General features: G+C 70.2%; 17 protein-coding genes and 3 pseudogenes. 6 read left to right on the top strand and 14 right to left on the bottom strand.

The window, feature by feature from the left end; translation table 11 throughout:
- Positions 1–877: 877 nt before the first annotated feature.
- Entirely contained in the window at positions 878–1,789 is a 912-nt protein-coding gene (locus ACIQBL_RS20050) for a DUF3592 domain-containing protein (protein ID WP_401943555.1), read from the top strand.
- Between the two features lie 327 nt (positions 1,790–2,116).
- On the opposite strand, the gene ACIQBL_RS20045 is transcribed toward ACIQBL_RS20050, so the two are convergent.
- Together ACIQBL_RS20045 and ACIQBL_RS20040 are read right to left on the bottom strand one after the other, a co-directional pair.
- The gene (locus ACIQBL_RS20045; protein WP_401943552.1) at positions 2,117–2,377 is read right to left on the bottom strand and encodes a hypothetical protein; all 261 of its coding nucleotides are present in this window, start codon (positions 2,375–2,377) and stop codon (positions 2,117–2,119) included.
- A 349-nt stretch (positions 2,378–2,726) separates the two neighbouring features.
- Complete coding sequence (locus ACIQBL_RS20040; protein WP_401943549.1) at positions 2,727–5,903, bottom strand: ATP-binding protein; 3,177 nt, start codon at positions 5,901–5,903, stop codon at positions 2,727–2,729.
- 133 nt (positions 5,904–6,036) lie between these two features.
- On the opposite strand from ACIQBL_RS20040, the pseudogene ACIQBL_RS20035 reads away from it, so the two are divergent.
- Positions 6,037–6,222, top strand: a pseudogene (locus ACIQBL_RS20035) (IS982 family transposase); the annotation flags it as partial.
- A gap of 23 nt (positions 6,223–6,245) precedes the next feature.
- On the opposite strand, the pseudogene ACIQBL_RS20030 reads toward ACIQBL_RS20035, so the two are convergent.
- From ACIQBL_RS20030 to xylB, 8 genes and pseudogenes are all read right to left on the bottom strand, one after another.
- Positions 6,246–6,806 (bottom strand): annotated as a pseudogene (locus ACIQBL_RS20030) (type I-C CRISPR-associated protein Cas8c/Csd1); the annotation flags it as partial.
- Between the two features lie 512 nt (positions 6,807–7,318).
- Positions 7,319–8,842: an aldehyde dehydrogenase family protein gene (locus ACIQBL_RS20025; RefSeq protein WP_401943547.1), complete on the bottom strand. Its 1,524-nt coding sequence runs from the start codon at positions 8,840–8,842 to the stop codon at positions 7,319–7,321.
- 165 nt (positions 8,843–9,007) lie between these two features.
- Positions 9,008–10,285: a GAF domain-containing protein gene (locus tag ACIQBL_RS20020; RefSeq protein ID WP_401943544.1), complete on the bottom strand. Its 1,278-nt coding sequence runs from the start codon at positions 10,283–10,285 to the stop codon at positions 9,008–9,010.
- A 250-nt stretch (positions 10,286–10,535) separates the two neighbouring features.
- Positions 10,536–11,135, bottom strand: coding sequence for an N-acetylmuramoyl-L-alanine amidase (locus tag ACIQBL_RS20015; RefSeq protein WP_401943543.1), 600 nt, complete (start codon positions 11,133–11,135; stop codon positions 10,536–10,538).
- Between the two features lie 18 nt (positions 11,136–11,153).
- Positions 11,154–12,167 carry an acetamidase/formamidase family protein gene (locus ACIQBL_RS20010; RefSeq protein WP_401943542.1) on the bottom strand — a complete coding sequence of 338 codons (1,014 nt, stop codon included), beginning with the start codon at positions 12,165–12,167 and terminating at the stop codon, positions 11,154–11,156.
- A complete protein-coding gene (locus tag ACIQBL_RS20005) occupies positions 12,164–12,337 on the bottom strand; it encodes a hypothetical protein (protein ID WP_401943539.1) in 174 nt (57 codons plus the stop codon). The genes ACIQBL_RS20010 and ACIQBL_RS20005 overlap by 4 nt, the downstream gene beginning before the upstream one ends.
- Positions 12,338–12,597: 260 nt before the next feature.
- A complete protein-coding gene (locus ACIQBL_RS20000) occupies positions 12,598–13,830 on the bottom strand; it encodes an ROK family protein (RefSeq protein ID WP_401943537.1) in 1,233 nt (410 codons plus the stop codon).
- Positions 13,831–13,878: 48 nt separating this feature from the next.
- Positions 13,879–15,324 (bottom strand): xylulokinase, encoded by a 1,446-nt coding sequence (gene xylB, locus ACIQBL_RS19995; RefSeq protein WP_401943534.1) that lies wholly within the window; start codon positions 15,322–15,324, stop codon positions 13,879–13,881.
- A 132-nt stretch (positions 15,325–15,456) separates the two neighbouring features.
- On the opposite strand from xylB, the gene xylA reads away from it, so the two are divergent.
- Together xylA and ACIQBL_RS19985 are read left to right on the top strand one after the other, a co-directional pair.
- Positions 15,457–16,623: a xylose isomerase gene (xylA, locus tag ACIQBL_RS19990; protein ID WP_401943531.1), complete on the top strand. Its 1,167-nt coding sequence runs from the start codon at positions 15,457–15,459 to the stop codon at positions 16,621–16,623.
- Between the two features lie 167 nt (positions 16,624–16,790).
- The gene (locus ACIQBL_RS19985) at positions 16,791–17,210 is read left to right on the top strand and encodes a hypothetical protein (RefSeq protein WP_401943528.1); all 420 of its coding nucleotides are present in this window, start codon (positions 16,791–16,793) and stop codon (positions 17,208–17,210) included.
- Positions 17,211–17,233: 23 nt separating this feature from the next.
- Here ACIQBL_RS19985 and ACIQBL_RS19980 read toward each other — a convergent pair.
- Positions 17,234–17,443, bottom strand: a pseudogene (locus ACIQBL_RS19980) (esterase-like activity of phytase family protein); the annotation flags it as partial.
- Positions 17,444–17,672: 229 nt separating this feature from the next.
- On the bottom strand, positions 17,673–19,103 hold the full coding sequence (gene rox / locus ACIQBL_RS19975) for a rifampin monooxygenase (protein ID WP_401943525.1): 1,431 nt from the start codon (positions 19,101–19,103) through the stop codon (positions 17,673–17,675).
- A gap of 375 nt (positions 19,104–19,478) precedes the next feature.
- Here rox and ACIQBL_RS19970 point away from each other — a divergent pair, with 375 nt between their 5' ends.
- Both ACIQBL_RS19970 and ACIQBL_RS19965 read left to right on the top strand, forming a co-directional pair.
- Positions 19,479–20,087, top strand: a complete 609-nt coding sequence (locus ACIQBL_RS19970) for a fatty acid desaturase (RefSeq protein ID WP_401943523.1) — start codon at positions 19,479–19,481, stop codon at positions 20,085–20,087.
- Between the two features lie 135 nt (positions 20,088–20,222).
- On the top strand, positions 20,223–20,405 hold the full coding sequence (locus ACIQBL_RS19965; RefSeq protein WP_401943521.1) for a hypothetical protein: 183 nt from the start codon (positions 20,223–20,225) through the stop codon (positions 20,403–20,405).
- A gap of 267 nt (positions 20,406–20,672) precedes the next feature.
- Here the strand turns inward: ACIQBL_RS19965 and ACIQBL_RS19960 are convergent, their stop codons facing one another.
- The gene (locus tag ACIQBL_RS19960) at positions 20,673–21,587 is read right to left on the bottom strand and encodes a hypothetical protein (RefSeq protein ID WP_401943520.1); all 915 of its coding nucleotides are present in this window, start codon (positions 21,585–21,587) and stop codon (positions 20,673–20,675) included.
- A gap of 134 nt (positions 21,588–21,721) precedes the next feature.
- Positions 21,722–22,018 (bottom strand): hypothetical protein, encoded by a 297-nt coding sequence (locus ACIQBL_RS19955; protein WP_401943517.1) that lies wholly within the window; start codon positions 22,016–22,018, stop codon positions 21,722–21,724.
- Between the last annotated feature and the right edge of the window lie 73 nt (positions 22,019–22,091).

Here is a 22,091-nt window from a genome sequence, read left to right as displayed (position 1 = left end):
CCCTTTCGTTTGCCCTTGGAAGAAGCCGAGCTTCTTCGGCGAGTAGCTCACCAGTAGGTTCTTGGCCTGCTGGTGGTACACGCCGCACATGGCTCTGACCAGTACGAATGCGGGCTTTGAAGAAGGGGCGGCGAGCTCTGGCCCGTATACGGTCCGGATCTTGGTCGTGAACTGGGCGAGGCGTGAGTCGGAGAGGGCCTCGCTCAAGGCGGGGCGTGATACGCGAAGCCGGGACGACGAAGAGATCTTCTTGAAGTTGTCTACCTGGGGGCGCTGACCTGCGGCGATGCTGCTGGGAACCTCTCTGGCCCAGGCCGATCCGGGCGGTCTCGTGGGCGGGGGTTTCGTGGACGCGTTCGGTGCACAGGGTCGGCGACTCGTGGATGGCGTGGGTCGTGTCATCCGGCCGGGTCCGTTCCCTGTCAAGTTCTGCGTGTTGAGGTGCTGTTGGACTGCGCCGCCGGCCTCTGGCTTTGGCGGCGGTTCGTGACCCACTTGGCAATCCGGGCTGGGGAGACCGTAGTGATCGCCTCGGCATCGCGGTCGCGGTCCTTGCGGCGGAGGTATCTCGGAATTGCGCAGCAGAGTCACCGCGCACAGCAAAACATCGATGCGGACAGGGACACCAGGAAGAAGAACCGGACGGAATACCGGAAGTTTTACCGGAACGAATCAAGAGCGCGGGCCCCATGCTCCTGGTCACGTGCCACCGACCGCGGTCGGACTGCGGGATCCTTGTGCATATTTCGGTCGGAACGCGCAAATCAAAGGGTGACCACGGCTGAAGGACCGAATTTGACGTCAGGATTCGGCGCAGGGTAAGACTCCTGACGATTCGAGGGATTGACGTTGAGGGGCAGTTATGTGGTTGCTATTCGTGCTATTGCCGCTAGCCGGCCTGCTGGCCGTCGATATCGGCGCCTTCTTGTGGTGGGCACGCCGGAGTCAGCTGCTGAACAGCGGCGTGCCCACGACCGGCGAGGTCGTGCGGATCAACATCACGGTGACCCATCACGTCGACACGGCCACGCGGTTGAGCTCGTCCTCCACCACGATTCGCCCGGTGGTGCGCTTCACCACGCAGACCGGTGAGCTGATCACCGCCTCACCGATGCGCAGCGCGGTCGACAAACTCCTGATCCCCGGCGATCCGGTCAAGATCCGCTACAGCGCGGGGAACCCGATGCGCTGCGTGGTGGACCAACGCGGCGCCAAGCAAGGCACCGTGCCCATGCTGGCGGGCCTGGTCTTCTTGAACATCTTCCTGATCGGCTTCGCCTCCATGGGCGGGCGCATCGCCGGGGAGTTGCAGAGCTACGACCAGCCGCCTACACCACCGACCATCGCCCAGGGGCTCGGCCAGCCGGCCGGTTCCGGGACCGGAAGCCGGACGACGTCCCCCACACCGCTCCCCGCCGCGACGGCCACCGGCGCGTGGTCCGCCGCCGACGGCGCCCTGACCGTGACCGTCGTCAAGGTCGTCAACGCCGGCGGGAACGTCAGTCTGACGGTCAGCGCGCACGACGGCGCCGCCGCATCGGTGACCCTGCCGATTTTTTCCAACTTCACCGCGACCGATGGTCAGGGCAACTCCTACACGGCACACCCGCTCGCACCGATCAGCGTGCCGGCCGGCGACACCGTCTCCGACACGTTGACGCTGGATCAGACCGTCCCGACATCGGCGCGAAGCCTGAAGGTCGCGTGGACCCATGTCTTCTCCCAGGATCCGGCACTGAACGGCTCGATCACCGTCACGGGGGTTCCGCTGCCACATCACTCAGGTTGAACGTACGTCCAGCAGTCCGAGGCACCGGGCGAGAAAGGAGGTCTAGTGCACCGGATGCCGGCTCGGCGCAGCCGGCCTGGGCACCGACGATCTCACCTGTTCTGGTCCTGGGTGTGGATGGCCGACGTCGTCACGGTTGATCTGGTTCCGCTCACTCGCGTCGGTCACTCGGTACAGGAGCGACCACGTCGTCTCACAGCTGACAGGCGCGGGTCACAGTCCTACCTCAGGTCCACATGACAGCGCTTCACACAGGTGCCGGTTCTCCACGGTCAACTGGTGGCGGCGTCTCTTGCAGGATGCGGTCGCGTTCGTCGGGTGCGGGGCTCATGCGGTTCCGTCCTGGAGGGTGATGCGGGTGCGGTGGTGGGCGTCGACGAGGTCACGGGGGCGTTCGGCGTTGCCGTGCAGCCGCTCGCCGAGCGGGCCAGGGGCGTGGGCTGCCCGCTGATCGAGTGCGGTGGCGTGGTGCCGGAGGCCAGCGGCGTGCTGATCGGTATGGGCGATGTTCGTGCCGGTGGGGAGGGACTGGTCGAGGCTGGGGGTGTCCTTGTGGGGGAGTTCTGCGAACGGCTGGGCGGAGCCCACACGGACGCTGTCCTGGCCATGCCCGACACCGTCCGGAGTGATGACGGTCGTGGAAGGCCTCCTGCGGGGCTTGGGAGCCGAGTCCCTTCACCAGCGGCACTCTTCGGGTTCTCCACGAGGAGGGGGCTGCTCGACACCTCACATGCAGAACATCGACACGGACACGAGTACCGGGAAGAAGCAGGGGACGGACTACCGGAAGATCCACCGGAGCGAAACGGGAGCGTGAGCCAGAAGCGCACACCTCCGGCGATGTCCGGTTCCAGGCTCCCCGGCGACCGTGACATCCAGGTCCTGGGCAAGCCGGCTGGGGGTGTGGCGGGAAGCCCGCTCTCGAGCCCCGCGGTACCTACCGGGGGTGGCCGGCTCCCGCCAGGCGTACCAGTTCCGACCGGTTGGTCACCCCCAGCTTGCGGCCCACTCGCTCCACCAGGCCGGTCACGTCCTGCGGAGTCAGCAGCAGGGCCTGGGCGACCTGACGGTCGCTGTAGTCGGCGCCTACCAGCTCCAGCACCTGGTGCTCGGTCAGCGACAGACTCGGGGCGACTGCCGGCGCGGCTCTCGGGCGTACCCCCAGCTCGGCCAGCGCCCGGCGTACCCGGCCGGACAGGAGGAGACTGCCGCAGGCATCGGCGAGGTCCAGCGCCTGGGTGAGAACCTGGCCGCTCTGGTGGGTCTCTCCTCTGCGCGACAGTACGACGCCCAGCTCGTACCGGGCGCGGGCCAGTTCCAGGCGGGCCGGAGACCGCTCCAGCAGGGCCACGGCTTCGCGCAGTAGGGCCTCCCCTTCGGAACCGCCCATGACGACACCCAGGGAGCGCGACGCCAGGCCGATCACCCGCTCGGTGCCCCAGCGGTGGGCCAGCTCCACTTCCTCGGTGGCCAGCTGGAGCGCGTCGCTCCGCTGTCCGAGCGCCAGGTGCAGCAGCGCCGCCCGCGACCGCCAGGGCGCCCCGGTCAGGTTCGTGACCCGCGTCCGCTTCTCCTGCGCACCGTACTCCAGCAGGACCGTGAGGGCGGCGGCCCGATTGCCCCGCGCGGCGTACACCCGGCTGCGTGCGAGGAGCATCGGCCCCTGCCACACCCAGCCGCCCCGGTCGGTGCCGGCGTCCGGCACCAGCAGCCGTGCGGCCGAGGCCAGGTCGCCCCGCTCGATCAGCGATTCGCCCACCTGGGCCATCAGCGCCAGCCGTGCCCGCGGCTCCAGCCCCTCGCCGTCCGTGACGGCGGGGTGTCCGAAGTCCGTGGTGAGCGCGAGCTGTTGGCCCCGGCGCGCGCGGACCCTGAGCTGCCATATCATCGCCGTCGACACCATGAGGAACACGCCCCACCGCGCACCGATGTCGGCGATCTGCTCGAACCGGGCGGCCGCGTCGTCGAGACGGTCCGTAGTCAGGAAGACCGTCCCGGCCAGGCTCACGAGCATCTGCGACTGGTCCATGGCTGCCAACCCGCCGCGCAGGGCCCGGTCCAGAAGGCTGTTGGCGACCTCGGCGCCGGCGTCCCCGGCGACGGCCCAGGCGGCCAGTGCGGCCAGGACCGCGCACTCACCCGGGGTGTCGCCGGCCAGCTTGTGACCCCATAGCCGGCCGGCGAGCTGCCGGGCCGCGGGGAGCGTGGACAGCTGGTCATAGCCGATCAGGAGCATCTGGGCCTGCAGAAACCATGACACCTCACGGGCCGCCCCGGTGCCGTCGTCGGCTTGCCGCAGGTCCTCCACCGCGCGGGCGAGCACCTCGACGGCGTCCGCGTGCTCATGCCCGAGGAACAGCGCGTTGGCGAGCAGATAGGCCGCCTGAGCGCGCGAGTACGGGTCCGTCAACACCGCGGATGCCTGCGTCAGATGATGCCGCGCGGCACCGACATCGAGCTGCAACTCGTCGCCGCCCAACTCCAGCAGCAGCGGACCGCGCTCTTTGCCGGACATCGGCTCCCGCAGGGCTCGGCGCAGATAGGCCGCGGTGACCTCCGGGGCGCCTCGGCCACGCGTGGCCCGCGCCGCCTGCCGCAGGGCGTCGACCCGCCAGGGCTCACCGCTCGGTTCGGCCAGCAGCAGGTGGGCGGCCACCCGGTCGCCGGCCGCCCCCTCGTGCCGCAGCAGTTCGGCTGCCCGCGCGTGTCCGGCGGCCAGCTCCACCGGTCCGACGGTCTCGGCGATCGCAGCACGGACCAGGGGATGATCGAACCGCACCGGCTCACCGGGTGCCAGCACACCGATCCGCCGCAACCGGCGCCCGTGCTCACGGGCCTGCGCCTCGCCCAACTCCGACAGTTCGGCCGCCAGATGCCAGTCGGTTCCGTCCCCCAGCACCACCAGGGCCTCGGCGAGACGCCGGGTCGGCTCCGGCTGGCCGGTCAGCCGCTTGACCACGGTGTCCGCCAGGATCCGGCCGCGGAACTCCTCGACCAGCCGTGCTCGGTCATCGACAGGCCTTACACCCTTGTCGGCAAGGGTGCGGAGCAACTCGCGCAGCAGCAGGGGGTTGCCCTGGGTCGCCTCGGCGCAGGCGGCGACGAACCGAGGTTCGGCGTCCTGGCCCAGACTCGCCCGCACCAGCCGGGCCACGCTGTCGACGCCCAGCGCCGGCAGCCCGACCCGCACGCAGTGCTGCTGGGCGGCGATCCGCTCCAGCAGCGGCTCGGCCCCGGTTCCGCTGTCCGGCCGTGCCGTCAGCACCAGCAGCAACGGCAGACCGCGCAGCCGCCGCGTCAGGTACTCCAGCCACCGTAGGGACGGGCCGTCCGCCCAGTGCGCGTCGTCGACCACCAGAGCGACCGGCCCGTCGTCCGTGACATGCACCATCAGCCAGTACAGGCTGTGCAGCAGGCCCTGAGACGCCTCCGGCGACAGGCCTCCGGCGTCACCGAGTCCAGCCACACGCAGGGCGTGCGACGCCGACTCCGCCGGACCCGAGAGCAGCCGTTCCCGCCCGGCCCGACCGGCTTGAGCCAGCAACGGCTCGGCCAACTGCCGTAGTACCGCGAAGGCGAAGTCCTGCTCCAGCTCTCCCCCGCTGCCCCGCACCATCCTGATCCCCCGCGGCTGCTCGGCTTCCGCCCAGGCGCTCAACAAGGAGGTCTTCCCCATCCCCGCGCCCGCCCGCAGCAGCACCACCGCACCCCGACCGGCCCGGGCCTCACCGGCCGCGCGGTCAAGTACCGCCAGTTGACGGCGACGATCGAGCAGACCTGATTTGATGGCGCCGTCATCGGCCGGGGAACCGCCCTGCCGACCAGAACGGTCGGCGGCGAGCAGCGCGTCGGCGTCGGCGTCGGTCAGTCTCAACGCCGTCACCAGCAGCTCCAGCGTGCGGCGCTGCGGCCGCTGCCGACGGCCCCGCTCCAGATCCCTGATCGACCTGGCCGTCAGCCCGGCGGCCTCGGCGAGCTCCTCCTGCGTCAGCCCTGAAGCCCGGCGCAGATCCCGCAACTTCTCACCGAACGTCATCACACGCCCCCACAGCCAGCCCAGAACGCCGACCACCGAGAAGACGTGACGGTATGTCGTCGTGCCAATAGTGATCATCAACGTCTGGGCAGAACCTTACCGGGGGGATCACGAGGCCTGCGAGCACGACGTCCAGTGTCCAGGAACCACTAGATGATTGAGTCCAAGGGATGGCCTGCGGACATAGGACGAGGGCGTCCAATGTCAGTGTGTGAAGACAGACCTGGACACCCTCGCAACGGCACTCCATGCCCGGATTGACGACGAGTTGAAGGCTTCGCCGTGGCTGGCGCCGTGGCGGCCGGTCATCGGAATCACGCCCACGCTCAGTGACGCCGAGCTGATCACGCTCACGGTCATGTCGGCGCTGCTCGGATACACGCCGAGGTGGTTGCGCAGCCGTCCGACGGGCATGTCGAGCCAGTCCAGCACGATTACCCGGGCGTTGTTCAGCCCGAGGGCGAGCGCGTAGTGGGCGCAGGGATCCAGACGGTCCGCGGCTACCGGATCCGGGCATGCGCGCAGGGATTCCAGCAGGTGGTCCACGCTCGTCTCGCTCGGAACGTCCAGTACGTCCAGTACGTCCAGTACGCCCAGAGGATCGTCGACCCGCTCCCCGGTCCACCACACGGTGTCGCTGCCGCGGCGCCGGTGGATGTCCGTGGCGAGAAGCAGGTTGGGCGCGGCCATGGCCCGGCTTCCGCACCGGTCGCACACCGGAGTGTTCACCAGCTGTAGGGCACCGCCGCGGCCGTGGGCGGTGGCGTTGACACTGATCAACTGGGCATCCCGGCTGATCCCGCTGGTGGGGATCGCCCGGGACTTGTTTCTCTCGGGAATCGTGGCCAGCAACTCGCCCTGCGTCCCGCACACCAGGCACAGGCCCGCCCCGCCGTTGCCCGACTTTCGGGCTCGCACCACCCCCGCCCACGCGGCGCAGACGGAAGGAATCTCGTGCAGCCACGTCCCGTCATGGCCCATCCACGCCACGGTGTCGGCACTGGTCCCGGCTCGGAGGCGACGGACACAGCACGCATGTCACTTTCCCGTACACCGGCGCCGGGGAGTGGTACACCTCGGCCGGCAGTCCCGTCCCCGTCGCGGACGGCGACCTGGCGGCCTACCACCAGGGCCTGCTCGGCCGCATCCGGCAGGGCCACGCCGCCGAGGTCACATGACAGCCGCGCGTGCCCGTGCCTGGCCCGGCACCCCAAGGCCCCACCGCGCCAGAACGCAGACACACCCCCTTGAACCAAGGACTCCCGATGATCCGAGCCGAATCGCGCCTGGGGCGCCTCGTCAAAGCCCTCGCCGCCGAACCTGCCCCGGTGATTCGAATCCTTCGCCCCTGCTGCTCGGCGGTCCGTGTATGGTCCGGAGGAGATTCGTTCCACGATCGTGAAGTTGCTCAAGGTGCTGGCGCCGCGACGCACAGTAACTGTCGTGCAGGTTGCCTGGAGAGCAATGACGCCTCCAGGCAACCGATTTGAGTCCTAGAAGAACCCGAGCTTCTGAGGACTGTATGAAACCAGAACGTTCTTCGTCTGCTGGTAGTGGTCCAGCATCATCTTGTGGTTCTCACGGCCGATACCGGACTGCTTGTAGCCGCCGAACGCCGCGTGCGCGGGGTACGCGTGGTAGCAGTTCGTCCACACCCGGCCCGCCTGGATCGCCCGGCCCGCGCGGTACGCCGTGTTGATGTCCCGGGTCCACACGCCGGCGCCGAGACCGTACAGCGTGTCGTTGGCGAGCTTGATCGCGTCGTCGAAATCGTCGAACGACGCCACCGAGACCACCGGCCCGAAGATCTCCTCCTGGAAGATGCGCATCCGGTTGTCGCCCTCGAAGATCGTCGGCTGGACGTAGTATCCGCCCTTCAACTCGCCGTCGTAGTCGATGCGTTCGCCACCCGTGAGGACCTTCGCGCCCTCCTGCCGGCCGATGTCCAGGTAGGAGAGGATCTTCTCCAGCTGGTCGTTGGAGGCCTGGGCGCCGATCATCGTGTCGGTGTCGAGGGGGTGCCCCGGCTTGATCGACTCCGTGCGGGCGATGGCCGCTTGGAGGAAGTCGGAGTAATGGCCGCGCTGGATCAGCGCCCGGGACGGGCAGGTGCACACCTCGCCCTGGTTGAGCGCGAACATCGTGAAGCCTTCGAGAGCCTTGTCGAGGAAGTCGTCGCGCGCAGACGACACGTCGTCGAAGAAGATGTTCGGCGACTTGCCGCCGAGTTCCAGCGTGACCGGCTTGATGTTCTCGGAGGCGTACTGCATGATCAGCCGCCCTGTGGTGGTCTCGCCGGTGAAGGCGACCTTCGCCACGCGCGGGCTGGACGCGAGCGGTTTGCCCGCCTCGACACCGAAGCCGTTGACGATGTTCACCACGCCAGGCGGCAACAGGTCCGCGATCAGGCTCATCCAGAAGTGGATGGACGCCGGGGTCTGCTCGGCGGGCTTGATGACGACCGCGTTGCCCGCCGCGAGGGCCGGGGCCAGCTTCCAAGTCGCCATCAGGATGGGGAAGTTCCACGGGATGATCTGCGCCACGACCCCGAGCGGCTCGTGGAAGTGGTACGCCACCGTGTCGTCGTCGACCTCACCCAGTGAACCCTCCTGCGCGCGGATCGCCCCCGCGAAGTAGCGGAAGTGGTCGATGGCGAGCGGGATGTCGGCGGCGAGGGTCTCGCGGATCGGCTTGCCGTTCTCCCAGCTCTCCGCGACCGCGAGCGGCTCCAGGTTCGCCTCCATCCGGTCGGCGATCCTGAGCAGGATGCCGGACCGCTCGGTCACCGACGTACGGCCCCAGCCCGGCGCCGCCGCGTGCGCCGCGTCCAGCGCCCGCTCCACGTCCTCCGCGGTACCGCGCGCGATCTCGGTGAACGGCTGCCCGTTCACCGGCGACGGGTTCTCGAAGTACTGCCCGCGGGCCGGCGGCACGTACTCGCCGCCGATGAAGTGGTCGTAGCGCGCCTGGTAGGAGACGATCGCGCCCTCGGTGCCGGGTGCCGTGTAACGGGTCATCTGGTCTGCCTCCCGGAACAGCGCTGCCCGCCGTTGGGCAGCTCTCGGCGCGAGGCTAGGGAACGGGAGGTTGCATGTACGTTGCGGTCGGCGTGCGTACGTCCACAACAGGCATCGGCTTGTACGTCCACCACAGGCGTGCGTACGCCCGCGACAGAGGTTTCGTCAGCGTGCCGGTGGCCGGGACCACGCGGTCGGCGCCGTCAGCTCGGACTCCAGCGCGGCGAGGCGGGAGCGCACCGGCGCCGTCGGCCGTATCGCCGCGAGCGCCCGCCATACGGCGAGGTCGTCCTCGCCCCACGGCGCGTGCGCCCAGTCCGCCAGCAGGTCGGGGTCGCGGCGGGCGATCAACGCCGTACGGAGACCGTCCGCGAGACGGGTCCTGAGCCGGATCACCGCCGGCGCCTGCGAACCGGGCAGCAGCGGACCCGTGTACGCCGTCACCGCTCCCGTGACCGCACCCCCTTCCAGCCGCCGCTCGACGATCGCCACATCGGACTCGACGGGCAACGTGAGCCGGTAAGGACGCGAGGCGAGCAGGTCGGGGCCCAACAGCCTGCGCAGCCGGGCCAGTTCGGCCCGCAACGTCACCGGCGGCACCGACTCGTCCTCGTACAGCGCGCACAGCAATTCGTCGCCGGTGAGTCCCTCGGGGTGCCGGGCCAGCAGCACCAGGATCTCGCTGTGCCGTCGGCTCAGCCTCATCTTGCGCCCGTCGACGCAGAGTTGGGCCTCGTCCCGGCCCAGCGCGGAGAGTTCGGGCCCGTCGACGGAGGTCTGCTCCGGGGCGAGCAGCGCCAGTTGGGACTCGGCGGCGCGCGCCACCGCCTGGACGAACCCCAGGCTGTGCGGATGCGCCAGCCCGTTCCCGCCGGTGATGTCCACGGCGCCGAGCACCCGCCCGGTGCGTGGATCGTGCACCGGAGCCGCCGCGCACGTCCACGGCTGTACCCGCCGGATGAAGTGCTCGGCCGCGAACACCTGCACCGGCCGGTCCACGGCGACCGCCGTACCCGGCGCGTTCGTCCCGACCGCGCTCTCCGCCCAGCGCGCACCCGGCACGAAGTTCATCCGGCCCGCCTTCCGCCGCGTCGCCGGATGCCCCTCGACCCACAACAGCCTGCCCTGCGCGTCGCACACCGCGAGCAGATGCTCCCCGTCCGCGGCGAACGTACCCACCAACTCCCGGATCAGCGGCATCACCCGCGCCAGCGGATGCTCCGCCCGATAGACACCCAGGTCACCGTCCGTCAGCTCCACGCTCGCCGTGCCCTCGGGACCGACACCGGCCCGCGCGGAACGCCGCCAGGAATCGGCCACCACCGACCGCACCGGCTGCGGCACCGTGCCGGCCACGGCGAACGTCTCGTGCGCCCGGCGCAGCACCCGTACCCGCTCGGCAGGGTCGGCCCCCGGCTCCAGGGCCACCCATGGATCGGTCAACTCGGCCTCCCAGGAAGGCGATACAGCGACGCGCACTCCGCGACACAGCGAGTCGAGTACCGCGACACAGCGGTGACACGCCCGCGATACGGCGGCGAAACGCCTGCGGACATCGTCACTCCGGGGAAGGGTACGGACAACCGTTTCGACCGGGGACGATCCGAACGAGCCGCATCGCGTTCGGATCGGGCCCGAATCGGGCTGGATCCGGCCGGAGTCCGGCTCGGGGCCGGCCTGGATCTGGCTTGGGTCAGGCGAAATTGACCAACCTTATATAGCGCGTCCAGTCCCAGTTCGGCCCCGGATCGGTGTGGTCGGTGCCCGGCACTTCGTAGTGCCCGATGATGTGCGCCCGGTCCTTGGGGAGCCCGTACTTCACGCAGATCGCCGCCGTGAGCTTGGCCGACTGCTCGTAGAGGGCGTCGGTGAAGTACGCCGGCTGGTCCACCCAGCCCTTGTGCTCGATACCGATGCTGCGGGTGTTGTAGTCCCAGTTCCCCGCGTGCCAGGCGATGTTGGCCTCCCGGACGCACTGGGCCACATGCCCGTCGGCCGACCGCACGAGATAGTGCGCGGACACCTTCTTCTTCGGGTTCTGGAAGATGGACAGAGTGCTGGCGTACGTCTCCTGCGTGACGTGGACGACCACGTAGTCGACCGGATAGGCGCTGGGGCGGTTGGACGCCGTGTAGTTGGAGGTGCTCGCCGGCTGCCACTCGGCCGACGGGTAGTCGACTGCCTGGGCCTGCGCGTCGGCCTCCGGGGCAGGGAGTAACGCGTACGGGACGGCGGCGAGGGCTGCGCCCTTCAGAAGCCATCGCCTGCTCGGGAGCGGTCTCGCCCGTTCCATGGTCGGTCGCCTTTCGGTTCATTGCCGGAGTGCCGCCGCGGTCTCCCGCAGCTGCGCGTGCAGTCCGCGATGAGTCTCGCGCGCGGGCAGCCATTCCTTCCGGATCTTCGCCACGCAGGTGTAGTTGGTGTCGCACACGTTGGCCAACGGCGACTCGACCGCCTGGGTCGCGAACTGGTAGGCGTCCAGTTCGCTGAACCCGTAGTCGCGCACCAGCCACCGCACCAGATCGAGCTGGGAGATCCGGAACGCGTCCTCCAGCGGGCGGGCCGAACCTGTCGAGATGATGTGCGTGTCCGACTCGATGCGCGGCCAGGGAGTGGCGACCCCCTTGAGCAGCTCCACGATCACGACCGTGTTCATCGCGCACTCGACGGCGACTCCGCAGGTCTCGCCCTCGCCCTGCCGCGCGTGCCCGTCCCCGAGGCTGAGCAGCGCGCCCTCCACGTTCACCCCGAGGTAGCAGGTGACCCCGGCCCGCATCTCGGGCGTGTCCATGTTCCCGCCGTGCGCGTCGGGCACCAGCGCCGAACGCACCTCCAGGTTGGCGGGGGCCACACCCACCGTGCCGTGCATCGGGTCGAGAGGCAGCTCGATCTCGATGTCGCTGTCCCGTGCGCGGAACAGCGCCGTGCGGCGGGTCCGGTCCAACTGCCAGATCCAGACGGTCTCCGGAAGCGGCGGCCGGAGTGTCGCTGTGGTGTGCGTCGAGGTGAGCGCGCCGAAGAGGGGCACCGTGGTGGAGGCGGCCCAGTCCCGGGCGGGTTCGATCGACACGAAGTGCACGGCGACCGTGTCACCCGGCTCCGCGCCCTCCACGTGGAAGGGGCCCGTCTGCGGATTGAGGAACGGGAACTCGCACACCTCGGAGACCAGGTCCTTCTCGGACCGTACCCGTCCGGCGAAGCAGTCCTCCGTGTACAGGTCGAGAACCGTGCCGGGCACGATGCGGGCCACGGGCGGGGCGCCGCCGAACGTCCAGGCGTACTCGCCCGGTTCGGGGCGCACCGTCAGGATCCGGGGGTCGTTCATGGCTGTACTGCTCCGTTCTGCGGAAGTGCGGTGAAGTCGGGTTCGTCGAGATGGACACGGGCGGTTTCGGCCATGCGCTCGGGGTGGCGTCGCAGCAGAACGAGCAGGACCACGACCCCGGCGGCCAGCCAGACGCCGACGACCGGACCGGCGGACGAACAGGACCTCACGCAGCCCGACGGCATCCCGCCGCAGCCCCTGAACTGTCTCCCCCGACACGTGAATCCCCCCTCGTCCACCCGCGTCCGCGTCTCCACCCGCACACCGTCGTCACGACACGACGGCTGCGCCTCGCGTGAATCACGGTACGGCGCTTGCGGGTTGGGCAGTAGGGCGTCGCGTGCTTCCGTGGACGACGGCGGAACTGTGGAAAACCGGGCCACTCGAACGAGCGAAGGCCGAGCCGAGGCCGAGTGGGGTCGGCCGTGTTTCAGGCCTGTTCGGCCACGATGTCCCCAGCCCGTTCGGCCACCGCCGCCGGGTCGTCGAGCACGGCTCGCACCACCGAGTGCGCGGCCCCCAGCAGCGGACCCTCGGGTCCCAGCCGCGACACCGACACCGGACAGGCGGGCCCCGCCGTGCGCCGCGCCAACTCGGCCTCCAGCGACGGCAGTAGCCAGGGCGCGAGCCCGGACAGCGCGCCGCCCAGCACCACCAGCTGGGGATCGAGCAGGTTGACCGCGCCGGTCAGGGCGATGCCGAACGCCGTACCGGCGCCGTACAGAGCACGCCGTACCGCCTCGTCACCGTCGGCGGCGCGGGTCGCGAGCAGACCGACCCGGTCCGTGCCGGGCTCGATGCCGGCGGCGCGCAGTACCGCCTCCTCGCCCGCGTACTGTTCGAGGCAGCCGCGCCCGCCGCACGCGCACTCCGGCCCGTCAGGACGCACCGGGACATGCCCCAACTCGCCCGCGAATCCCCGGGTTCCGCGCAGCAGCCCCCCGTCCACCACGACCGCGGCGCCGATACCGATCTCGGCCGACACATGCAGGAAGTCGCGGGGAGTGGTCTCGCCCAGCCAGAGTTCGGCGAGTCCGCCGAAGTTGGCCTCGTTGTCCACAGTGGGCGGGAGTTCGGCGGGCAGCAGGGCGCCGAGATCGATGTCGTGCCAGTCGAGGTTCGGGGCGCGCACGACCGTACGGCCGTCGCGTGCCACCAGACCGGGTACGGCGACCGCGAGCCCGGCCGGCCACAGGCCCTCGGCGTCCGCCTCGGCGACGACCTGCCGTACCAGCGCGGTGAGTTCGGCGAGCACCGGCTCGGGGGACCGGCCGCGGTTGACGCCGTGCCGTACGGCACGGGCCCGTATCTCGCCGCGCAGATCGACCGCGCAGGCCGCGAGATGGTCGACCCCGATCTCCGCGCCGATCCCGGCCGGACCGCGCCCGCTGACGGCGAGCGCCGATCCGGGGCGGCCCACGCGGCCGGGACGCTCGGGGCCCAGCTCTTCGAGGAGCCCCGAGCGGATCAGCTCGTCCACCAGCGTCGACACCGCCGCACGGGTCAGCCCGATGCGCGAGGCCACGGCCGCGCGCGAGAGCGGGCCCTCGGCGCTGACCGTGTGCATCACGCGCGCGAGATTGCGGCGGCGCATGCCCTGCTGGGTGTCGGGCAGGGCACGGCCGGGCCCTGCGGGGTGCGCCTCGTGCAGCGGTGCGGTCATGCCTCCCTCAGTCCTCGATCGGTGTGCGGCTGTTCCCCCGGGTGTGTGTCAACGGCCGTCCGTCCCCCGTTCGAGCAGCGGAGCCGCGTCGGAGAGTACCCCGGAGATCCTGGCGAACGTCGTTTCGTCCCGTTCCACGGCCTCCAGCACCGGCCCCGCGGCCGTGTTCCAGCGCCGGGCGACCGCGGCCGGGTCCTCGCCGGTCAGCAGGCCCGCGGCCTGTGCGGCGGCGCCGAGCGCGACCAGTTCCTTGGCCTCGGGCACCTGGACCGGACGCCCCGAGAGCCGTCGTACCGTCTCCTGCCAGGCCGTGCCCCGGGCGCCGCCGCCGATCAGCAGCAGCGGCGTGGTGCGGTCGGCGTCCTCGTCGAGGACCAGGTCGAGCGCGCCCAGCAGGGCGTGTACGGCGCCGTCGTAGGCGGCCTGGAGGAGCTGGCCGCCGGTGGTGTCGTGGCGCAGGCCGTGCAGGAGGCCCGAGGCGTTGGGCAGGTTCGGGGTGCGTTCGCCGTCCAGGTACGGGAGCAGCGTGACCGAAGTGCCGGGTTCCACGGCCTCGCGGTCCAGGCCCAGGAGGGCCGCGATCCGGTCGACGGCGAGGGTGCAGTTCAGGGTGCAGGCCAGGGGCAGCCAGTCGCCGTGCGCGTCGGCGAAGCCCGCGACCGTGCCGGACGGGTCGGCGGGTCGGTGCTTGGACACCGCGTACACCGTGCCCGATGTGCCGAGGCTGAGCACGGGGGCTCCGGGGCGCAGCCCGAGGCCGAGTGCGGCGGCGGCGTTGTCGCCGGTGCCGGGGGCGACCAGGGTGCCCTTGGAGAACGGCAGGTCGTGGCAGTCGCGCACCGTCCCCGCCACCTCGCCCGGCCGCACCACCCGGGGCAGCAGCGCCGGGTCGAGCCCGACGTGCCGGAGGATCTCCTCGTCGTACGACTCGGTGCCCGAGGCCCACCAGCCCGTGCCGGAGGCGTCGCCCCGGTCGGTGGTGCCCTGTCCGGTGAGCCGTTCGGTGAGGTAGTCGTGGGGGAGGCGTACGGCCGCCGTGGCCCGCACCGCCTCCGGCTCGTGCTCGGCGAGCCAGGCCCACTTCGTGACCGTGAAGGAGGCGCCGGGCACGCTGCCCGTGCGCTCCGCCCAGGCCTTCGGACCGCCCAGTTCCTCGATCAGGCGGCGGGCCTGCGGCGCCGACCGCACGTCGTTCCACAGCAATGCCGGGCGCACCGGCTCGCCCTGCGCGTCCAGGGTGACCAGGCCGTGCTGCTGGCCGCCGATCGACACCGCCGCCGCCTCGTGGGCCGCGTCCCCGCACTGGCGCAGGGCCTCGCACAACGCGTCCCACCACTGGCGGGGATCGCTCTCCCGGCCCGCCCCCGAGGAGACGGTGTGCGGCGCCTGGCCACTCGCGACGATCTGTCCGGTGGACACGTCGACGACCAGTGCCTTGGTGGACTGGGTGGACGAATCCACGCCGACGACGAGCGGACCTTCGGCTGCTGACATCGGGTTTCTCCCTTGTGTGCGGCATGTGTCTCCGCCCGGAGACACATTGTCCCTTCCCAGAGACGCTCCGGCATACTAATTTGTAAACCGCCATGACGAAATAGTCGGAGCGAAGCAACAAGGAGCCGCGTCATGAACTACCAGCCCACCCCCGAGGACAGGTTCACCTTCGGCCTGTGGACCGTCGGCTGGCAGGGAAGGGACCCGTTCGGCGACGCCACCCGCCGTGCCCTCGACCCGGTCGAGACGGTGCAGCGCCTGTCCGAGCTGGGCGCCCACGGTGTGACCTTCCACGACGACGACCTGATCCCCTTCGGGTCCTCGGACACCGAGCGCGAGTCGCACATCAAGCGCTTCCGCGAGGCCCTCGACGCGACCGGCATGAAGGTGCCGATGGCGACCACCAACCTCTTCACACACCCGGTCTTCAAGGACGGCGCGTTCACCGCCAACGACCGCGACGTGCGCCGCTACGCCCTGCGCAAGACGATCCGCAACATCGACCTCGCGGTCGAGCTGGGCGCCGAGACCTACGTCGCCTGGGGCGGCCGTGAGGGTGCCGAGTCCGGCGCCGCCAAGGACGTACGCGTCGCGCTCGACCGCATGAAGGAGGCCTTCGACCTCCTCGGCGAGTACGTCACCGACCAGGGCTACAGCATCAAGTTCGCGATCGAGCCCAAGCCGAACGAGCCCCGCGGCGACATCCTGCTCCCCACCGTCGGTCATGCCCTGGCGTTCATCGAGCGCCTGGAGCGCCCGGAGCTGTACGGCGTCAACCCCGAGGTCGGTCACGAGCAGATGGCCGGGCTCAACTTCCCGCACGGCATCGCCCAGGCCCTGTGGGCGGGCAAGCTCTTCCACATCGACCTCAACGGCCAGTCCGGCATCAAGTACGACCAGGACCTGCGCTTCGGCAACGGCGACCTGCGTGCCGCCTTCTGGCTGGTCGACCTCCTGGAGAGCGCCGGTTACGCCGGCCCGAAGCACTTCGACTTCAAGCCGCCGCGTACCGAGGACCTCGACGGTGTCTGGGCGTCGGCGGCCGGCTGCATGCGCAACTACCTGATCCTCAAGGAGCGTTCGGCCGCGTTCCGTGCCGACCCGGTGGTCCAGGAGGCGCTGCGCGCCTCGCGTCTGGACGAGCTGGCGCAGCAGACCGCGGCGGACGGCCTCAAGGCGCTGCTCGCGGACCGCTCGGCGTTCGAGGACTTCGACGTGGAGGCGGCGGCCAAGCGAGGAATGGCCTTCGAGCAGCTCGACCAGCTCGCCATGGACCACCTCCTGGGAGCGCGCGGCTGACCGCACGCACGCGTGCGTCACTCGCGGGCCCGCTGGATTTCGTGAGTTCCCTTTTGTGACCGGCCCCCGCGCGGAATGCTCCGGAATCATGCGATCCATGGCGTGAGTCCGTATCAACCACCGCGCGGGGGTCGCGTCATGACCGCTACGAGGCGACTCTTGACGGTATGGCCATGCCGCCCGTACCGCCTCGACCGCCCGGGCCACCGGACGCCACCCCGCCTCAGGGCGGCGGCTTCGGACCACCTCCCGATGACTTCGGGCACGGATCGGGAGGTGACTACGGGGACTACGGACCGCCTCCCCGCAGGCGCCCCCGCCCACTGTTCATCCTGCTCGCCGTGATCGTGCTCGCGGGGGCCGTCGTCGCCGTCGTCCTGATGGCCTCAGGGGGACATGACTCACGGGACAAGAAGTCGCCCGCCGGGAGCAGTTCGAGCGGGAACCCTTCGCTCACGATCCCGACGAAATTCCCCAGCAGCCTGCCGACCGAGCTCCCGACCGCGCTGCCGTCGAAATTCCCCTCGGAACTGCCGAGCGAGGTTCCGAGCGACCTAGAGTCGCTGCTCCCGTCCCTGTTCGGCTAGCAGCTACGGGAGTTGACGGGTACTCAGATACGGTGCGGCGGCTTCACGTAGACGACTGCCGCCTCGATACCGCTGTCGACCAGCTGCCCCTGCGCGTCGAACGCGCCCGCGCCGTCCGTCATCCCGAAGTCGTTGCCATTGATCAGGGCGAGCGTGTCGTGGTCCACGCGCGCGAGGCCCTCGATCTTCTGGGGCACCCCGGAGACGGTCCCCAGGTCGGCGACCAGCTTTTTTGGCCGGCACAGGGGCGCCGACGGCCATACTGGCCGCAACCAGGGCGACCGCCACGGCGAGCGGAACACCCGCTATGGCGGGACGACGGACACGGGTGTCGGCCCGTATCGGTCGGCGGAACCGCGGCGCACGCGCGCGTTGCGCTTCGTGCTGCGCCATGACACGGGCGGCCGGACGGAACACAGGGCGTTCCCCGCGTACTGACACCTCAGGAGGGCTGTTCGGCACTCAGTGGGCACTGCCGAACCACTTGGGCAGCAGGCCGTGCAGGTCCTCCGGATCGTCACCGACCCATGCCACGTGGCCGTCCGGTCGCAGGAGCACCGCAGGGACGTCCAGTTCCTCGCTGACGTCGACGACGTGGTCGACCCGATCCGCCCAGCCCGTCACCGACAGGCGGCCGGTCTGGTCGAGCAGCAAACCTCGGCCGCCGTGCGTCAACTCGTAGAGGCGGCCCTGCTTCAGCTTCACGTCCCGTAGGCGGCGGCCGAGCAGTTCATGTCCCTCGCCGAAGTCGTAGCGGATCCCGACCGCGGTGATCATCCCGGTCACGTACCGGTTCACCTCCTCGAAGTCCATCAGCGTCGAGAACAACTCCCGTAGTGCGGTCGCACCGGGATCGCTGCCCAGGAGCGTGATCTGCGCGCGCGTGTTGTCGAGAACGCGGGCGCCGACCGGATGCCGTTCGGCGTGGTAGCTGTCCAACAGTCCTTCCGGCGCCCAGCCGTTGACCGCGGCGGCCAGCTTCCAGCCGAGGTTGAACGCGTCCTGCACGCCGAGGTTGAGCCCCTGTCCGCCGGTCGGCGGGTGGATGTGCGCCGCGTCGCCGGCCAGCAGGACCCGGTCGACCCGGTAGCGCTCGGCCTGCCGGGTGGCATCGCCGAACCGCGACAGCCAGCGTGGCGAGTGCACGCCGAAGTCGGTGCCCGCGACGGCCCGTAGCTGCTGCTTGAATTCGTCGAGGGTCGGCGCGGGCGCGCGGTCCTCGGACACGCCGTCGGCGGGGACGACAACGCGCCACACGCTGTTCTCGCCGGGGCTTACGCCGAACCGTAGTTGGGTCCTGCGGACTTCCTCGACGGCGGCGGCGATTGTCGCCGGGTCCTCGGTGACCTCCATCTCCCCCAGCAGCGTCTCGACTGTCGCGGGCCGGCCGGGGAATCCGACGCCGAGCAGCTTGCGCACCGCACTGCGACCGCCGTCGCAGCCGACGACGTAGCGCGAGCGCAGACGCGTGCCGTCCGCCAGTTCGACGGTCACCTCGGCTCCGTTATGGGCCTGGCTCAGGCCGACCACTTCGCAGCCCCGCCGGATCTCCGTACCGAGTTCGACGGAGCGTTCGGTGAGCAGCCGCTCGGTGACCGGCTGAGGGGTGGCGACGCCGTACGGGTGAGCCGTGTCCAGGCGGTCCGGCCACGGCTTGACGATGCCGCCGAAGAGACCGCCGGCCTGGAACTTCTCACTGACCGCGAGGAACCGGTCGAGGAGGCCACGCTGATCCATGATCTCGACACTGCGCGCGTGCAGACCCTGCCCCCGGGATTCTCCGGTCGGTTCGGTCAACTTCTCCAGCACGACCACGCGCACGCCGTGCAGCCGCAACTCACAGGCCAGCATCAGGCCCGTCGGTCCGCCGCCGACCACGATCACGTCAATCATCGAAACGCCCACCCAATGCGATTGGTTTCCGGCCTGCCGCTCCGAGGACATGCGGTTCGTGAATCCTTTGTTTCCGCAGGTCCTGGCTTCGGTCGGCCATTTTGGGGTACGACCCGGGCCTTGCCGCAAGCCCCCCGCTGCGCTATATGTTGGGTGTGGCAAGGAGTCGACGACCTCCTTGCCATCGCTGTTTTCCGAGTGCTTCTCCGCAAGCCCGATTCCTGAAGGCCGGGCTTGCGATGGTGTCGTCAACCCCCTGTAAGAGCCCGGCTGCCCCCAGTACGGACACGGGGGGTGCCGTCATGGTCGCGACCGGTCACCGATTCGTACGTTGGCTCAGGTCACCCCGTTGCCTGAGAGAGCCGGAGACCGGACATGTCCCAGACCACCGCAGTCGTCGGCGCACCTGATCCAGGGGATGCCGTCGCGCCCCCGGGAAGCGAGTTCGCGCCGCTCCTGCGCACGGTCAAGGGCCGAGGCCTACTGGAACGGCGGCGCTCCTGGTACGCACTCTGCATGTCCGCCAACGTCCTCGCGCCAGCAGGCATCGTCTCCGGCATCGTCCTGATCGGCGACTCCTGGCTGACCCTGCTCCTGGCCCCGTTGCTGGCCGTGCTCGGCGCCCGGACGGCCTTCATGGGTCATGACGCCGGCCACTCCCAGAAGGGCATGGAGATACCGGACCCGAACGGCGAGCGATGGGGTCATCTCCGTCGCCAGGTGCTCACGTCTCGGAACATCCGCGGGAGTGCCTTGACCGACTGGTTCCTCGGCGGCCTCAACCACCAGATCGAACACCACCTCTTTCCGAGCATGCCGCGGCCCAATCTGCGGCTCGCTCAGCCGTTGGTGCGCGCCCACTGTCAGGATGTGGGTATCCCCTTCGTGGAGACCGGCCTCGTCGACTCCTACCGGCAGGCTCTGTGCCGCCTGCACGAGGTGGGGAAGCCGCTGAGGACGGAGTGGACGGAGTGGACGGAGTGACGGCGGAGTGGCCGACGGCCGGGTACCAGTAGGGGAAGCGCCTCAGGGATGTCTCAGGGTCGCGATCCGGAACCGTGGGAAGCGCGGACCCGTTTTCAGATCAGAGAGCGGCTGTGGCCGCGGAGGAGGCGACATATGTCGAAGAACGCGAAGATCGCCGTAGGAGGTGTGGCGGTCGGACTGATCCTGTTCATCTGGCTGCCCTGGTGGGTCTCATTCCTGATCGTCGTGGGAGTGCCGACAGCCGCATATCTCACGCTTGACCCGTCACAGCGGCGTCGGCTGCGCCGCGTCGCGGGCAAGGAGATCGGCCGCTGACGCACCGAGGCCCCACTGCGTTCCCGCCCGGCGCACAGGAGCAGAGCACAACACCGTCCGCGGGACTGCCGGCAACGGTCCTGCGGACGGCGCCCGGTTGAGGGCGGTGGCCATTCGGCCCGGGGCGTGCCTCGTCCGCACGGTGCCGCCCGTAGGGGAAGCCGTCGTCCACCGTGCGCGGGCCGCCGCCTGGCTCCCCGTCGCCCTGAACGAGCGGGAACCCCGCCCGTCCCACCGAACCGATGCCCGGAGCGGCTTTCCAAGGGCTCAGCTCGGCCGTACTGCCAGCTTGTCGAGTGCGTCCAGGAGGCCGGGCAGCTCGGGGCCCCGGCCGACCGGCAGCACCTCGCCGGGCTCGTCGTCGAGCAGGACGAACGCGATGTCGTCGGTACGGGCCACCATGGACCAACCGGGGCCGTCGGCACGCAGCGTGCGTGCCTCGCCCGGTGCGAAGGACGACCTCACGCGGCCGAGAGGCGGCGGGGAGTCAACGTACGCGCGCAGCTCCGTCAGCACCCGCCGGATCCCGCTGTGGCCCGTCTGGGTGCCTTCCGCGGTGCTGTCCGGGGCGACGTCGTCCGAGGAAGTGCCGCCCGCCTCGGACGTGGCGTCGGAGGTGGCGTCGGAGGTGTCCTTTTCCGCCTTAGACGCCGCGCCCGCCGCGTCGTCCTGAGCTGGGAAGGCCGAGTCGTCGATCTGCTCCCGCCACAGGGCCCACTGCAGCGCGATCTCGTCGGCACCCAGACGTCGCTGTGCCGGGCCCCAGGTCGTGGTGTCCGGGGGAGTCAGCGGCGGCCGGTCCACGAGGTCGGGGTCCGGATCGTGCGGCGCGGGCACGTTCGGAGCCGCGACGGCGACCGCGAGCGGCCAGCCCGGCAGGGCGGCGACCACCGTGCGCTCGCTCGGCGACAGGTCGTACTCCATACCGCAGTCCCAGGACGCGATGGCGACCGCGACCAGGGACACGTCGTCGATGACGACCGTCCACCGCGCACCGTCACCGTCCTGGCCGAGCACCAGGCCGTACCCGTCGGCGAGCGGCGCCATACCGAGCGCCGCGCAAGCCTCGGAATAGTCGTCGCCCAGCACACTCGGGAACTTCGCCGGCGTCAGCAGCACCGCCGTGAGCACATAGAGCGCATCGTCCTCGGCGGCGACGGCCTCTTCATCCGTGTCGGCCATCCCAGCCTCCCCATCGTTCGTCCAACCGCGCGCACCCTAGTGTGCGCGGAAGCCGCTTGTCACGACTCCCAAGTACACCCGGAGCTGCAGTTTTCCGGCTGGAGAGGGCGAAATGGGCACCGGTAACCGAAGTGTCAGGCCGCAGGGAGCCCAAGAAGGGCCCGGGCCACCGTCCGCGGCGACTCGTCACGCTCCCTGGCGAGCGCCACGACGGCCCGGCACGCCAGCTCGCTGACCCCGAAGGACAGCGCCTCCGGCGACACCCAGCCTGCGGCCTCGTCGATCCGGTCCTGGTCGTCCTCCGCGCGGGCCGAGACGTAGACGGCCGCGGCCTCGAACAGATTGTGCGGGCGCCGTTCCGGGTCGCTGCCCGCCTTCGCGCGCGCGGAGGTGCGAAGTCTGGCGAAGGTCTTGCGGGGCCTGTCGAACATGCTGACCACCTTCCTCCTGCGTGGTTTTCTGTCGCCGACCGTCCATCTACTGCTACCCAAACTAGAGTTGGAG

It is taken from the genome of Streptomyces sp. NPDC088350, from assembly GCF_044753545.1.
In the GTDB taxonomy this organism is placed as follows: domain Bacteria; phylum Actinomycetota; class Actinomycetes; order Streptomycetales; family Streptomycetaceae; genus Streptomyces.
The sequence above is the reverse complement of the archived record's forward strand: the minus strand, read 5'-3'. Positions and strand labels throughout refer to the sequence as shown.

What these genes read in the sequence shown, in the direction of transcription:
- ACIQBL_RS19970 (WP_401943523.1), top strand. Translation starts at nt 19,479, where the DNA reads ATGTCCCAGACCACCGCAGTCGTCGGCGCACCTGATCCAGGGGATGCC.
- ACIQBL_RS20000 (WP_401943537.1), bottom strand. Translation starts at nt 13,830, where the DNA reads ATGACCGCACCGCTGCACGAGGCGCACCCCGCAGGGCCCGGCCGTGCC.
- xylA (WP_401943531.1), top strand. Translation starts at nt 15,457, where the DNA reads ATGAACTACCAGCCCACCCCCGAGGACAGGTTCACCTTCGGCCTGTGG.
- ACIQBL_RS20015 (WP_401943543.1), bottom strand. Translation starts at nt 11,135, where the DNA reads ATGGAACGGGCGAGACCGCTCCCGAGCAGGCGATGGCTTCTGAAGGGC.
- xylB (WP_401943534.1), bottom strand. Translation starts at nt 15,324, where the DNA reads ATGTCAGCAGCCGAAGGTCCGCTCGTCGTCGGCGTGGATTCGTCCACC.
- ACIQBL_RS19960 (WP_401943520.1), bottom strand. Translation starts at nt 21,587, where the DNA reads ATGGCCGACACGGATGAAGAGGCCGTCGCCGCCGAGGACGATGCGCTC.
- ACIQBL_RS19985 (WP_401943528.1), top strand. Translation starts at nt 16,791, where the DNA reads ATGGCCATGCCGCCCGTACCGCCTCGACCGCCCGGGCCACCGGACGCC.
- rox (WP_401943525.1), bottom strand. Translation starts at nt 19,103, where the DNA reads ATGATTGACGTGATCGTGGTCGGCGGCGGACCGACGGGCCTGATGCTG.
- ACIQBL_RS19965 (WP_401943521.1), top strand. Translation starts at nt 20,223, where the DNA reads ATGTCGAAGAACGCGAAGATCGCCGTAGGAGGTGTGGCGGTCGGACTG.
- ACIQBL_RS19955 (WP_401943517.1), bottom strand. Translation starts at nt 22,018, where the DNA reads ATGTTCGACAGGCCCCGCAAGACCTTCGCCAGACTTCGCACCTCCGCG.
- ACIQBL_RS20025 (WP_401943547.1), bottom strand. Translation starts at nt 8,842, where the DNA reads ATGACCCGTTACACGGCACCCGGCACCGAGGGCGCGATCGTCTCCTAC.
- ACIQBL_RS20040 (WP_401943549.1), bottom strand. Translation starts at nt 5,903, where the DNA reads ATGATCACTATTGGCACGACGACATACCGTCACGTCTTCTCGGTGGTC.
- ACIQBL_RS20010 (WP_401943542.1), bottom strand. Translation starts at nt 12,167, where the DNA reads ATGAACGACCCCCGGATCCTGACGGTGCGCCCCGAACCGGGCGAGTAC.